Source organism: Actinoallomurus spadix (genome assembly GCF_024055725.1).
GTDB lineage: Bacteria > Actinomycetota > Actinomycetes > Streptosporangiales > Streptosporangiaceae > Actinoallomurus > Actinoallomurus spadix.
This window is the reverse complement of record NZ_JAMXMX010000010.1, coordinates 213850-228117: the sequence shown is the minus strand read 5'-3', so window position 1 is coordinate 228117 and position 14268 is coordinate 213850. Positions and strand designations below refer to the sequence as shown.

10 protein-coding genes are annotated in these 14268 nt (G+C 69.7%); 4 read left to right on the top strand and 6 right to left on the bottom strand.

The features are described 5' to 3' along the window. Positions 1-22 precede the first annotated feature (22 nt). Positions 23-739 (bottom strand): nucleotide exchange factor GrpE, encoded by a 717-nt coding sequence (gene grpE, locus NE235_RS17640; RefSeq protein WP_252804166.1) that lies wholly within the window; start codon positions 737-739, stop codon positions 23-25. A gap of 49 nt (positions 740-788) precedes the next feature. Further along, the gene (gene dnaK, locus NE235_RS17635; protein WP_252804164.1) at positions 789-2639 is read right to left on the bottom strand and encodes a molecular chaperone DnaK; all 1851 of its coding nucleotides are present in this window, start codon (positions 2637-2639) and stop codon (positions 789-791) included. A gap of 481 nt (positions 2640-3120) precedes the next feature. Here dnaK and NE235_RS17630 point away from each other — a divergent pair, with 481 nt between their 5' ends. The 4 genes from NE235_RS17630 (at position 3121) to NE235_RS17615 (ending at position 8182) form a co-directional block, all read left to right on the top strand. Beyond that, the gene (locus NE235_RS17630) at positions 3121-4215 is read left to right on the top strand and encodes a hypothetical protein (protein WP_252804161.1); all 1095 of its coding nucleotides are present in this window, start codon (positions 3121-3123) and stop codon (positions 4213-4215) included. Positions 4216-4272: 57 nt separating this feature from the next. Continuing rightward, positions 4273-5703: a non-oxidative hydroxyarylic acid decarboxylases subunit C gene (locus NE235_RS17625; RefSeq protein WP_252804159.1), complete on the top strand. Its 1431-nt coding sequence runs from the start codon at positions 4273-4275 to the stop codon at positions 5701-5703. Then, positions 5700-5939: a non-oxidative hydroxyarylic acid decarboxylases subunit D gene (locus tag NE235_RS17620; RefSeq protein WP_252804156.1), complete on the top strand. Its 240-nt coding sequence runs from the start codon at positions 5700-5702 to the stop codon at positions 5937-5939. The genes NE235_RS17625 and NE235_RS17620 overlap by 4 nt, the downstream gene beginning before the upstream one ends. A gap of 104 nt (positions 5940-6043) precedes the next feature. Then, positions 6044-8182, top strand: coding sequence for a (Fe-S)-binding protein (locus NE235_RS17615; protein WP_252804154.1), 2139 nt, complete (start codon positions 6044-6046; stop codon positions 8180-8182). A gap of 351 nt (positions 8183-8533) precedes the next feature. On the opposite strand, the gene NE235_RS17610 is transcribed toward NE235_RS17615, so the two are convergent. The 4 genes from NE235_RS17610 to NE235_RS17595 form a co-directional block, all read right to left on the bottom strand. Continuing rightward, positions 8534-10291, bottom strand: a complete 1758-nt coding sequence (locus NE235_RS17610) for an ABC transporter permease/substrate binding protein (protein WP_252804152.1) — start codon at positions 10289-10291, stop codon at positions 8534-8536. After that, a complete protein-coding gene (locus NE235_RS17605) occupies positions 10284-11567 on the bottom strand; it encodes a quaternary amine ABC transporter ATP-binding protein (RefSeq protein WP_308206099.1) in 1284 nt (427 codons plus the stop codon). The genes NE235_RS17610 and NE235_RS17605 overlap by 8 nt, the downstream gene beginning before the upstream one ends. 431 nt (positions 11568-11998) lie before the next feature. Then, positions 11999-13291 carry a GDSL-type esterase/lipase family protein gene (locus NE235_RS17600; protein ID WP_252804147.1) on the bottom strand — a complete coding sequence of 431 codons (1293 nt, stop codon included), beginning with the start codon at positions 13289-13291 and terminating at the stop codon, positions 11999-12001. Positions 13292-13308: 17 nt separating this feature from the next. Further along, positions 13309-14169: a CHAP domain-containing protein gene (locus NE235_RS17595; protein ID WP_252804145.1), complete on the bottom strand. Its 861-nt coding sequence runs from the start codon at positions 14167-14169 to the stop codon at positions 13309-13311. Positions 14170-14268 lie beyond the last annotated feature (99 nt).

The window sequence follows — 14268 nt, the reverse complement described above, 5'->3', positions numbered from 1 at the left end:
TCTTTCGCTGTCGGTCTTCGTCTCAGTCCTCGCCGGCGCCGGCGCCGTCGCCGTCGGTCCCGGCCTCCGGCTTCGCGCCGTCGGCCGCGCTCGCCGGCTCCGGTTCCGACTCCGACGCCGGCTCCGACGCGGCCTCCGCGGACGTGCCGAGGTCCGTGGTCGGCTCGGCGACGGCGACCCGGGCGGGCCGGAGGGTCCGCTCGCCGATGCGGTACCCCGCCTGCAGGATCTGAACGGCCGTCGGCTCGGTGACCTCGTCGGAGTAGGAGTGCATCAGGGCCTCGTGGACGTTGGGGTCGAACGGCTCACCGGCCTCCCCGAACGACTCCAGCCCCAGCTTGCCGACGATGCCCTCCAGGGACTCGGCGACATGCTTGAAGCCCCCGGTCAGCTCGTCGTGCTCCCGGGCGCGGCCGATGTCGTCGAGCACCGGCAGCAGCTCCCCGAGGACGTACGCGAGGGCCTGCTCGCGAACGGCCGTACGGTCCCGGTCGACCCGCTTGCGGTAGTTGGAGTACTCCGCCTGCAGCCGCTGCAGGTCGAGCGTGCGCTCGGCGAGCTCCTTCTCCAGCTTGGCGGCCTTGTCGGCGTCCGCGCCGGAGGGCGCTTTCGCGGTGGGGGACTCGGGAGCCGACGTGTCCGCCGGCTCCCGAACCTCACCGGTCTCGGGATCGATGCGCCGCTTGTCGCGGATCACCGGGCCCTGGCGCTCCTCGGCGTCGTCACGACGCTCCGTCACGCTTCCTCCTTGAGTACCAGCTCGTCACGGTGTGCGGGGGACGCCCCGGTCACGCCGTGCCGCCCTTGGTGTCCTTGTCGTCGTCCACGATCTCGGCGTCGACGACCTCGTCGTCCTTCGCCTGCTCGCCGGCCTGGCCGTCGGCCGGGCCCTCGGCGGTCGGCTGGTTCTGGGCGTACATCGCGGCGCCCATCTTCTGGCTGACCTGCGCGAGCTTCTCCGAGCTGCTGCGGATCGCGTCGACGTCCGTGCCTTCGAGGGCCTTCTTGACCTCGTCCAGCGCCGACTGGACCTCGGTCTTGACCTCGGCCGGGATCTTCTCGTCGTTCTCGCGGAGGAACTTCTCCGTCGAGTAGGCGAGGGTGTCGGCGTTGTTGCGGGTCTCGGTCTCCTCGCGGCGCTTGCGGTCCTCCTCCGCGTACTGGTCGGCCTCGCGCATCATGCGGTCGATGTCGTCCTTGGGCAGGGCGGACCCGCCCGTGATGGTCATCGACTGCTCCTTGCCGGTGCCGAGGTCCTTGGCGGAGACGTTCACGATGCCGTTGGCGTCGATGTCGAACGTGACCTCGATCTGCGGGACACCGCGCGGCGCCGGCGGCAGGCCGGTCAGCTGGAAGGTGCCGAGCTTCTTGTTGTACGCCGCGATCTCACGCTCGCCCTGGTAGACCTGGATCTCCACGGACGGCTGGTTGTCGTCGGCGGTGGTGAACACCTCCGACCGCTTGGTCGGGATCGTGGTGTTCCGCTCGATGATCTTGGTGAAGATGCCGCCCTTGGTCTCGATACCCAGGGACAGCGGCGTGACGTCGAGCAGCAGGACGTCCTTGACCTCACCCTTGAGCACGCCGGCCTGCAGGGACGCGCCGACCGCGACGACCTCGTCCGGGTTGACGCCCTTGTTGGCCTCCTTGCCGCCGGTCAGCTCCTTGACCAGGTCGGCGACGGCGGGCATCCGGGTGGAGCCGCCGACGAGAACGACGTGGTTGATGTCGTTCACGCTGATGCCGGCGTCCTTGACGACCTGCTGGAAGGGGCCCTTGCAGCGGTCGAGCAGGTCCGAGGTCATCTTCTGGAACTCGGCGCGGGTGAGCTTCTCGTCCAGGTGCAGCGGACCCTCGGACGAGGCCGTGATGTACGGCAGGTTGATGCTCGTCTCCGAGGAGCTGGACAGCTCGATCTTCGCCTTCTCGGCGGCCTCGCGGAGCCGCTGCAGCGCCATCTTGTCCTTGGACAGGTCGACGCCGTGCGCGTTCTTGAACCGGGTGACCAGCCACTCGACGACCTTGTTGTCCCAGTCGTCGCCACCGAGGTGGTTGTCACCGCTGGTGGCCTTGACCTCCACCACGCCGTCGCCCACCTCGAGGAGGGAGACGTCGAAGGTGCCGCCACCGAGGTCGAAGACGAGGATGGTGGCCTCGCTCTCCTTCTCCAGGTGGTAGGCGAGCGCCGCCGAGGTCGGCTCGTTGATGATGCGCAGGACGTTGAGGCCCGCGATCTGGCCGGCCTCCTTCGTGGCCTGCCGTTGGTGGTCCGAGAAGTACGCCGGAACGGTGATCACCGCGTCGGTGATCTTCTCACCGAGGTAGGCCTCCGCGTCGCGCTTGAGCTTCTGCAGCACGAACGCGCTGATCTGCTGGGGCGTGAAGTCCTTGCCGTCGATCGTGGTCTTCCAGTCGGTGCCCATTTCGCGCTTGACCGACCGGATGGTGCGATCGACGTTGGTCACCGCCTGACGCTTGGCGACCTCGCCGACCAGGACCTCGCCGTTCTTGGCGAAGGCGACGACGGACGGCGTGGTCCTCGACCCCTCCGCGTTGGCGATGACGGTGGGCTCGCCACCCTCCAGGATCGCGACGACCGAGTTGGTCGTTCCAAGGTCGATACCGACCGCACGTGCCATGAGTTGGTTCCTCCGACTGTGAGCTTGCTAAGCCGATGAAGCTGAGTCCAGCAGACGCAAGGTTGCCAAACCACTCCTGCTCTGTCAAATGACTTGAGCCTGGGCGACTCAACTTTGCTGATTGGTACAACGAGTGGTGCGCCACGCTTGTTCCCGCCCAGGAAGGATCCGGGATCCGCGTGGCGAACCGCCCGCCGTACGACGCGGTCTCGCCGTGGGATCGCTCAGGTCCGGCGAGTGCCGGCCCGGGTTTCGACGGTGGTCTAAAGCCCCAGGCTCAGATGGTGCTCAAACTCACTCCGCCCGGCCGGGAACTCCGGTAGGGAGATCGGGAGACATAAGGGTGACGGGGTCCGTGCCGGATCCCGGCTCGGGGACCGTGCCGGGCCCCGGCCGCCGGCCGAAGCCCGACACGCCGCCGACTCCTTGGCATCGGGACCGGGCGCTCCGCCCGCCCGGGAGAGTGAAGGGGGCCTGACGCGTGACCGACCTGATGCGGGTCGTCGGCGAGCTCGACGACCACCCTGCGCCGCCCTCGGACGAGACCGCGTCTCCGCCCGGGTTCCGGCGCGGCCGGTCGCGCCTGGGCGTGGGGGTGCCCCTGGGCCTGGCGGTCACCGGCGCGGCCGTCGCCGTCGCGCTGTCGGTCGGGTGCCCGCCGTCCGGGCGGCCACGGCCGCACACGCCGACCGGCGGCGACATCCTCCGCGCGACCGCCGCCGCGGCGGACCGCGGGACCGGCATGACGGCCGGCCGCGGAACGGTCACGACGACCGGCCGCGGAACGGTCACGACGACCGGCCGGGGGGCCGGCGCGGCGACCGGCCGCTACTGGCGCGTGGTGGAGACCGGCCGGTACACCCTTCCCGCCGGGGGCCGCGCCGGCGAGGACCCCATCGAGGTCCGGGTGCGGGACGAGCGCCGGCTCGCCGGGCCCGGCGGCGGACGGAGCGCGGCGTACCGGCGGTGCCTCACCTCGCGGCCCCTCACGCTGTCCGAGCGGGCGGCGTACCTGGACCGGCCGTCGCAGGAGTGGCCGGTGGAGACCGCCGCGGCGCGGATCTGCGCGGCGGGGTCCGGGCCCGCCGCGCGGAACGCCGCCCTCACGGCCGCCACCGACTACCGCCTCGCGGGCGTCCCCGTGTCGCAGATCTGGCTGGACCACCTCTCGACCGAACCGGCCGTCCTGCGCCGGCAGGTCGAGGCCAAGCTCGCGACGGCGCACCTGGGCGGCCTGGCCGTGCTGGGTCACGTCGTGCTGCCGCAGCTGACGACCGAGCTGCCGCTCCGTCCGGAGATCCGGGCGGCGGTCCTGCGGATGATGGCCGGGCTGCCCGGCGTACGCGCGACGGGGGCGGTACGGGACGCGCTCGGCCGTACCGGGGTGGGCGTAGCGATCAGCGGGCTCGGGCTCACGACCACGGAGCTGCGCTGGATCGTCGACCCGCGCGGCGGTGGTGTTCTGGGCGTCCAGGAGGTCACCACCGGGCATGGCCGCCGACTGGCCGGAGCGGTGGTCGCGGAGAAGGCGTACGCGTCGGCGGGCTGGACGAACGACGCTCCGGAGAGTGACTGACCGGAGGCCGCTTCTAGGGTGGAGAGGAGGACATCGCACCCTGGAAGGGGACCTCCGATGGCCTACGACGACCTACGTGGCTTCCTGGACACCCTGGAGCGCGAGGGCCGGCTGCTGCGCGTACCCGACGAGGTGCTCCCGGAGCCGGACCTCGCCGCCGCGGCGAACGCCGCCGGGCGGATCGGCGAGGGGGCGCCCGCGCTGTGGTTCGACAACGTCACGGGCTTCACCGGCGCCCGGATCGTCCTGAACGTGCACGGGTCCTGGCCCAACCACGCCCTCGCCCTGGGCCTGCCGAAGGACACCCCGATCCGGGAGCAGGTGGAGGAGTTCGCCCGGCGCTGGGACGACTTCCCGGTGGCACCCGAGCGCCGCGAGGACGCCCCGTGGCGGGAGAACACGGTCGAGGGGCCGGACGCCGACCTTTTCCAGGTGCTGCCGCTGTTCCGGCTCAACGACGGCGACGGCGGCTTCTACCTGGACAAGGCGGCCGTCGTCTCCCGCGATCCGGACGCCCCCGACGACTTCGGCCGGCAGAACGTCGGGATCTACCGGATCGAGGTGATGGGCCGGAACCGGCTGGCGTTCCAGCCCGTCCCGGTCCACGACGTGGCCATCCACCTGCGCAAGGCGGAGGAGCGGGGCGAGGATCTGCCGATCGCGATCACGCTGGGGAACGACCCGGTGATCTCGATCGTCGCGGGCATGCCGATGGCGTACGACCAGTCCGAGTACGCGATGGCGGGCGCGCTGCGCGGTGCGCCCGCGCCGATCGCCACCGCGCCGCTGACCGGCTTCGACGTGCCCTGGGGCTCGGAGGTGGTCGTCGAGGGGGTGATCGAGGGGCGCCGGCGGGAACTGGAGGGGCCGTTCGGCGAGTTCACCGGCCACTACTCCGGCGGCCGCCGGATGCCGGTGATTCGCGTCGACCGCGTCTCGTACCGGACCGATCCGATCTTCGAGTCGCTGTACCTCGGCATGCCGTGGACGGAGATCGACTATCTCGTCGGCCCGAACACCTGCGTGCCGGTGCTCAAGCAGCTGCGCGCGGAGTTCCCCGAGGTGCAGGCGGTGAACGCGATGTACACCCATGGCCTGCTGGGGATCATCTCGACGAGGAAGCGGTACGGCGGCTTCGCCAAGGCGGTCGGCATGCGGGCCATGACGACCCCGCACGGGCTCGGCTACCTGAAGGTCGTGATCGTCGTGGACGAGGACGTCGACCCGTTCGACCTGCGCCAGGTGATGTGGGCCGTCTCCGCCAAGGTCGACCCGGCGGTCGACGTGATCACCGTCCCGGGCCTCCCGGTGGTGCCGCTGGACCCGGCGTCCTCGCCGCCCGGCATGATCGCCAAGCTGCTCGTCGACGCCACGACCCCGGTCTTCCCCGACGACCGGGGGCACTTCGGCAGCCCTGTACGGGACCTGCCCGAGACCGGGGAGTGGGTGCGCCGGCTGCAGGCGCTCCGCTCGGAGGGAGTCCGATGAGCACCGTGATCTGCCCGCGCTGCGCGTACGAGACCGTCGACCACGTCGCCACGTCGCCCGTGCCGGGCGTGTGGGACGTGCTGCAGTGCGGGCGGTGCCTCTACATGTGGCGCACCACCGAGCCGGAGCGCCGTACCCGCCGGGACGCGTATCCGGAGGCGTTCCGCCTGACGCCGGAGGACATCGCGGCGGCGCAGGAGGTCCCCGCGATCCCGCCGCTGCGCACCGGGCGGTGACACATGAAGTTACTGCTCGGTAGACTCCTGGGGTCCCATGTCGATGGCTGTCAGTTGCCGGCCGTACGCTGATTGCCGACGCCGTACCCCAGGAGGACGGAACATTGGTTCTCAGGTTGATCATCGGGCTTGCCGCAACGGTGGTCGCGCTGGTGTTCGCGGTTCGGCGGGTCCTGTTCCTCTACAGGCTCGCGACGAACGGCCAGCCCGCCCCCGACCGCATCGCGCTCGCCAAGGCGAGCGTCGGTGAGGACGTCAAGCTCCAGGCCGTCGAGGTCTTCGGGCAGCGCAAGCTGCTCAAGTGGACCGTGCCCGGTCTCGCCCACCTCTTCGTCATGTGGGCGTTCTTCATTCTCGCGACGGTCTACCTCGAGGCGTACGGTGCGCTGTTCTTCGGGCTGGACTTCCACATCCCGCTGGTCGGCAAGTGGGCCGTGCTCGGGTTCCTGCAGGACTTCATCGCGGTGGCGGCGTTCCTCGGCCTGATCGTCTTCACGACGATCCGGGTGAAGAACTCCCCGAAGAAGCTCGACCGCAAGTCCCGCTTCAAGGGCTCGCACCTCAGCGGCGCCTGGTTCACGCTGTTCATGATCTTCAACGTGATCTGGACGATGTTCCTGTTCCGGGGCGCGGGCGTGGCCACGGGCAACTTCCCGTACGGGAACGCCGCGTTCATGTCGCACCTGGTCGGCAACGGCCTGAAGGGGCTCGGCCACGACGCCGCCGAGGTGCTGGAGTCGGTCGGGCTGCTGCTGCACATCGGCGTCATGCTGGTGTTCCTGCTGTTCGTGCTGAACTCCAAGCACCTGCACATCTTCGTCGCCCCGCTGAACGTCCTGTTCAAGCGCCGCCCGGACGGCCTCGGCGCGGTGCAGCCGATGATGAGCGACGGCAAGCCGATCGACTTCGAGGAGGCCGACCCGGACGAGGACACCTTCGGCCGCGGCAAGATCGAGGACTTCACCTGGAAGGGCTACCTCGACTTCGCCTCCTGCACCGAGTGCGGCCGCTGCCAGTCGCAGTGCCCCGCGTGGAACACCGGCAAGCCGCTCTCGCCGAAGACGCTGATCATGGACCTGCGCGACCACGCCCAGGCCAAGGCGCCGTACATCTTCGCCTCCGAGGCCGAGCGGGAGAACCTCCCCGAGGACGTCCTCAAGGAGGCCGGCCGCCCGCTCGTCGGCGGCGCGGACGTGAACGGCGTCATCGACCCCGACGTCCTGTGGTCCTGCACCAACTGCGGCGCCTGCGTCGAGCAGTGCCCGGTGGACATCGAGCACATCGACCACATCGTCGACATGCGCCGCTACCAGGTCATGATCGAGTCGAGCTTCCCGTCCGAGGCGGGCGTGATGCTCAAGAACCTGGAGAACAAGGGCAACCCCTGGGGCATGTCCGAGATGAAGCGCCTCGACTGGATCGAGGAGCTCGACTTCGAGGTGCCGGTCGTCGAGGAGAAGATGCCCGAGGACGCCGAGTACCTCTTCTGGGTCGGCTGCGCCGGCGCCCTGGAGGACCGCGCGAAGAAGACCACGAAGGCCATCGCCGAGCTGCTGCACATCGCGGGCGTGAAGTTCGCGGTGCTCGGCCCGATGGAGGCCTGCTCCGGTGACCCGGTCCGCCGCCTGGGCATGGAGTTCGTCTTCCAGATGCTCGCCCAGCAGAACGTCGAGACCCTCAACGAGGCGGGCGTCAAGAAGATCGTCGCCTCGTGCCCGCACTGCTTCAACACACTCGCCAACGAGTACCCGCAGCTCGGCGGCACGTACGAGGTGGTGCACCACACCCAGCTGCTGTCGCACCTGGTCGACACCGGGAAGCTCACGCCGGTCACGCCGATCGACGAGAAGATCACCTACCACGACCCGTGCTTCCTGGGCCGGCACAACAAGGTGTACGCCCAGCCGCGCGACATCATGGCCCAGGTGCCGGGCGTCCAGACGCAGGAGATGCACCGCTGCAAGGAGAGGGGCTTCTGCTGCGGGGCGGGCGGCGCGCGGATGTGGATGGAGGAGCGCATCGGCAAGCGCATCAACACCGAGCGCGTCGAGGAGGCGCTGGGCACCGACCCGGACACCGTCTCCACGGCCTGCCCGTTCTGCCTCGTCATGCTCGGCGACGCCATCAACGAGAAGAAGAACAGCGGCGATGCCAAGGAGTCCCTGGAGGTCGTCGACGTCGCCCAGCTGCTGATCAAGTCGGTCAAGGGCGAGCCGGAGCCCGAGCCCGCGGCCGCCGAGTAGGCGCGCCGTCGTACGCCGAGGGCCCGTCACGGGTGATCCGGTGGCGGGCCCTCCGCATGGTCCAGATCCGGGTCCGCGTCCCGGTCCGCGTCCGCATCCGGGTTCGGGCATGAATAAAGGCGGTGCCATCTCGGGGGAGCGGGGATATGAGATGGCACCGCCCTAACGTTTCCCATCAGGTGTGACGAAGGCCACAGATGGCCCACGTCAACCGAACTGATCGGTAACGCGTCGTCCGAAACTATCGGCTTTGCCAGTGATTGGCCACCGATTGTGGAAAGAATCACGGGCCGCCCCCGGCGGAGTCTCCGGGGGCGGCCCGTGCCGTACGTCAGAGCGCAGGCGGCCTGATCAAGCTGTCATCCGCTTGACGAAGTCCGGGTGCTGCTTCTCCCACTCGGCGACACCCTTGGCGGGCTCGTTCTTGTTCTGGTTGATGACCAGGTCCTCGAGCGGGAAGAGCTCCGGGTCGGACATCCGGAACCTCTTCAGCCAGGCGCTCACCTCCGGGAAGTCCTTGGAGAAGCCCGCACGGCCGATGACGTGGGCCTGCTCCGCGGAGCCGAAGGCCTTCTTCGGGTCGGCCAGCACCTTGATCGGGAACTTGCTGTACGCCCAGTGCGGCTTCCACAGCGTCACCACGATCGGCTGATTGCTCTGCACGGAACGGTTGAGCTCCGCCAGCATCGCCGCCGTGCTGCTCTCCATCAGCTTGTAGTCGCCGAGCCCGTACGCGGGCATCACCTTGTTCTTGACGATCTTCATCTCGCCGGCGCCCGGCTCGATGCCGACGATGCGGCCCTTGTACCGGGCGCTCTGCCCCGTGAGGTCGGCGACGGAGTTGGCCGGGTCGTTCTTCGGAACGGCCAGCTGCATGCTGGCGTTCTGGTACCAGACGCCGATGTCCTGGAGCTTGTCCTTGTACTTGTTGTAGTAGTCGGCGTGCGTCGCGGGCAGCCACGCGTCGAGGTACAGGTCGATGTCCCCTTGGCCGAGCCCGGCGAACATCGGCCCGATGTCGACCTGCTTGAGGGTGACCTGGTAGCCCTTCTTCTCCAGCTCCGTCTTCCACAGCTGGGTGACGGCGACGTCCTCGTCCCACGGGATGTAGCCGATCGTGATCGGCTTGCCCTTGCCGCCCCCGCCGGAGCCCGCGACGCCGAGTGTCGTGGCCAGCAGCGCGAACACCACGACGCCGGACAGCGCCATGGCCGGCCGCGGACGGTACCGCAGGACGGAGGACACGCCGCCCTGCGCGGCCCGCTCGGCGTGCCGCCGCGCGGTCGGCGCCAGGCGCTGCCCGAGAGCGCCGGTCATGCGGTCCAGGATGATCGCCAGTAGGACGACCGCCACGCCGGACTCGGCGCCCGCCCCGAGGTCGTACTGGGTGATCGCGGCGAAGACGTTCGCGCCGAGCCCGGCGGCGCCGACCATGCCCGCGATGACCACCATCGACAGCGAGAGCATGATGACCTGGTTGACCCCGGTCATGATCGTCGGCAGGGCCAGGGGCAGCTGGACGCGGGTGAGGACCCGCGCCGACGGCGTGCCGAACGCCTCGGCCGCCTCGACCATCTCCTTGTCGACCTGCTTGATGCCGAGCTCGGTCAGGCGCACGCCCGGCGGAATGGAGAAGATCATCGTGGCGACGACGCCCGGCACCTCGCCGAGGCCGAAGAAGGAGATCGCCGGGATCAGGTAGACGAAGGCCGGCATCGTCTGCATGAGGTCCAGCACCGGACGGACCACCGCGCCGACCGACGGTATCCGCGCACTGAGGATGCCCAGCGGGATGCCGACGAGGAGAGCGGCGAGGCTGGCGACGAGGACGAGCGCGAGCGTCTCCATGGCCGCGTCCCACTGCCCGAGCGTGCCGATGGCCAGCAGGCCGACGAACGTGAGGACGCCCGCGAGCAGGCCGCGCAGCCACCAGCACAGCATCGCGATGAGGGCCGCCAGGGCCAGTGACGGCGGCGCGGTCAGCAGGTGGCTCAGTCCGTGGACGACGCCGCCGACCACGTCACTGATCGCGCCGAACACCGGCCGGCCGTGCTTGGTGAGGAAGTCGACCGCGTCCGTGACCCAGACGCCGAGGTGGATCCTAGGCATCGGCGATCAGCTCCTCGGAGACGGAGCCGCTCTCCTTGGAGGCAGAGCTCATCTCCTCGGAGACGGGGCCGCTCTCCTCGGAGGCGGGCTCGTCCCGTACGACCGGGAAGTCGCCGGTGTTGGTGCTCAGGTGACCGAGCGCCGTGAGCAGGGTGACGCGGGGGATCACGCCGAGGAGCTTCCCGCCCTGGTCGGTGACGGGCACGGGCAGCGGGCTCTCCGCACAGGGCAGGAACAGCTCCGCCACGGGAGTGTCGGGGTCGACCGTGTGCAGGCCGTCCTCGACGATGCCGGCGAGGGTGTTCCGCCCCTCGCGTACGGCCTTGGCCGCGGGTTCGGCGAACACCACGCCGGCCAGCCGCCGGTCGCGGGTCACGACGAACGCGAACGACGCCTGCTGCTCACGGAGGACGCGCACGGCCGCGCGGGGGCCGCCGTTCGCGTCCACGAGGGCGATCGGCTTCTCCATCACCGAGCGGGCGGTGAGCACCCGCGTGCGGTCGACGTCGGCGACGAACTGCGCGACGTAGTCGTTGGCGGGGTCGGTGAGGATCTCCTCGGCGGTACCGATCTGCATGACGCGCCCGTGCCGGAGCATCGCCACCCGGTCGCCGAGCCGCATCGCCTCGTTGAGGTCGTGCGTGATGAAGACGATCGTCTTGCCCAGCTCGCCCTGCAGGTCGAGCAGCAGGTCCTGCATCTCCCGCCGGATCAGCGGGTCCAGCGCGCTGAACGCCTCGTCCATGAGCAGGATGTCCGTCTCGGCGGCGAGCGCCCGGGCGATTCCCACCCGCTGCTGCATCCCGCCCGACAGCTGGTCGGGGTAGCGGTCCTCCCAGCCCGCGAGACCGACGTGGTCCAGGAACTTCTTGGCCTTCGCCAGCCGCTCCTGCTTTGGAACGTTCCGAACCTCGAGTCCGTACGCCGCGTTCTCCAGGACGGTGCGGTGAGGGAAGAGCGCGAAGTGCTGGAAGACCATGCTGATCTTCTCCTGCCGGAGCCGGCGCAGCTCTTTGCCGCCCATGGCCGTGATGTCGACACCGTCGATCTCGATGCTGCCGGCCGTCGGCTCCAAGAGGCCGTTGAGCATGCGGATCAACGTCGACTTGCCGGAACCCGAGAGCCCCATCACGACGAAGATCTCGCCCTCGTTCACCTCGAATGAGACGTCCGCGACGGCCGCGGTCACGCCCATCCGGCGGAGCTCATCGGGGTCGGCGCCTTGCCGGATCCTGCGGAGGGCCTCGGCCGATCGGCGACCGAAGACCTTTGACACGTGTTGCGCGCGGATTCTGGGCACGTCGTCCTTCCGTCCGGCCGCGCCGCCGTCCGAGGGCCGTCGTCCCAGGGCCCGTCGCCCCCCGTCGGACCGCGCGGCGATCTGCGCGAACCGCCGGTGCCCGCCCCGCCGCGGTTCGCCTGTACGACCCAGTCGGTGAAGTGACGCACGTCACTCCCCTGATCGTGAACCAATCGATTGGGTCATGCGTCAAGGCACCTTATCGTCACGTTTACCTTGGTGCACGTACGTGTGTGAACCATCACAAACCGCTAATGATCGGTTTGACCTGCGGCGATCCCGGGCAGTCGGCCACGGAAAGGGGCTTCCCGCGGCGGTCCCGGCGCCGCCTGAGCGGAGCAGAGGGCGGGCCGAGACGAGGCGCCAGGCCCACCCGGGGACGCCGGGTGGGCCTGACCGGAGCCGGCTCAGTCGCCCCAGGTGAAGGAGACGAAGTGCGCGAGGTCGTCGGCCTCGCGCACGTAACCCGCCTTGGTCGGGTGGTAGGACTCGTCGTCACGCGCCCGGAGGCTCGCGGTGTTGTGGTCGTGCCTGCCCTGCATGAGCCCGTTCGCGTAGCGGTGGTCCGCGCCGGTGCAGACGTCATGCCCCGCGAAGGCCCCCTCCTCATCGAGGACGGCGGCACCGGCCTGCTTCGCCACCTGCGTGATGAGGGCGTTCAGGCCGTGCCATGTACGGTGCACGTGATCGAGGTCGGCCTGGCTGATCTTCGTCCCGTAGCCCAGGGTGTCACCGCAACCCTCCTGCACCTGGGCCGGGAAGATGTCCGGGTAGGTCAGGACGACGAGGTGCGCCTTGGGCGCCCGAGAAGTGATCGCCGTGTAGGCGTTCCTGAGGCCGTTCCGGAGACCGGCGCCGGCGATCTTGTCGTCGGCGCCCTTGAGCTCCCCATCCCAGCAGTCGTGCACGGCCGCGTCGGTCTTGAACGCGCCATCGAGACACTTGCCCAGGATGTCGGCGAAGCCCACGTCGTTCCCGCCGATGGTGAGCGTCACCAGCCGGGTGTTCGCGCCGAGCGCCTCGCGATCGGTGACCTGCGGAGAGGGCCGGTCGCCGTTGTGCTCTGTGATGTCGTGGGTCGTGGCGCCGTTGCAGGCCGACAGGACGGGCCGGGTGTCGCCGACCCAGGACGGCAGGCGGTACGACTTCGCGTACATCCAGGAGTAGGTCGCCGTCGAGCGATGACAGGTGCCCGTGTTCCCCGGGTCGTCGTCCTGGTACGTGCCGGTGCCGGCGGCGTAGGAGTCGCCGAGAGCCACGAACGGCTTCGAGCCGTCGTCCGTGTCGACGGGGGTGGTCTTCCGCGCCTCGGCCTCACACGGCGGTACCCCGGGCGAGCGGCCGTCATCGCCTTGCGCCGGGGTGGTGACGTAGTGGTCGTACACCCACCCGCCGTCCGCGAGCCTGTCCCAGGTGTGACCGGTCAGCCCGTCGTACGGGTCGGCGCCGCCGTCCGCGGTCTGGCACACGACGGAGACCTGGTCGCCTTCCCTCAGTTCCCGCAGGGGGTCGCCCACGCGCGGGGAGCGCTGCACGCTCAGCGTTCCGTCCGTTCCCTGAATCCGGTAGTGCACCGGCGCCGGCGCGCACTCCCCCGTGCCGGGATCGGTCGTGCAGGCCCGCGCCGGGGCACCGGTCAGAAGGATGGGGGCGGCGGACAGGAGGACCGCCGTGGTCGACACGATCGCCTTGAATGGCATGATTCAGCGTCCTCTTCTCAGAAGTGCAGGAAACGGCTCGGGGCGGAGGCGGGAATGGTGCGAATGTTCAATCGGTGGAAATTGCCCCAGTTGTATTCCTCGACCTTGATCGTGCCGTTGCCGTAGACGGCCGCGACATAGGCGACGTGGCCCTTCGCGCCGGCTCCGTTACGACCGCCGTCCCACTGAGCGACGTCACCGACATGCGGTGTCGCGTCGGTCGCCGCCCGCCACTGCCCGGCGTTGCCCAGCCAGTCCGGGGACGCGGTGTGGCGCAGCCCGTCGGAGCGGACCGCCCACGCGGCGAAGGACGTGCATTCGCCCTCGTAGTAGCCGTGACCGTCGGCGACCCAGGCGTTCTGCGCCGGCCAGGGATAGGCGTACGGGTCGAGCGACGCCGCCCGCGTCGTGAAGCCGTTGTAGAGCGTGGTCCTGGTGGGGCGGGAAATCGTGGAGCGCGCACCGCAGTGACGGACCCCGGGCGACCAGCCGTTCGCGTCCTGGGCCGGCGTGGTGACGTAGTGGTCGTACACCCAGCCGCCCGCGGTGGTGAAGTCCCAGGTACGGCTGTACAGATGGTCGTACGGGTCGGTGCCGCCGTCGTTGATCTGGCAGACCACGCCGATGGTGGCACCCTCCTTCACATGGGTCTTGACGTGGCCGACCTCGGGCACGGTCTGAACGGCGAGGGTGCCGTCGGTCCCCTGGACCCTGTAGGAGACGGGCGACGTGCAGGCGCCGGAGCGCGGATCGCGGGCCGCGCAGGTGCCGGCGTGCGCGGACGTCGTGGCGGCGATGACCCCCGTCGTGAGGGTCGCGGTGATCGCGGCCGCGACCCCGAGGATCAGACGCCGCAGCGCGATGGGTCGATGACGCATTACAGGTCCTTCCGTAACGGCTCGCCGTAGGGGCGAGGAATCGGTAGGACCTGTATAAGGAACTGATTATCCAAAAACCGCTGTGGCTGGACAATGGAA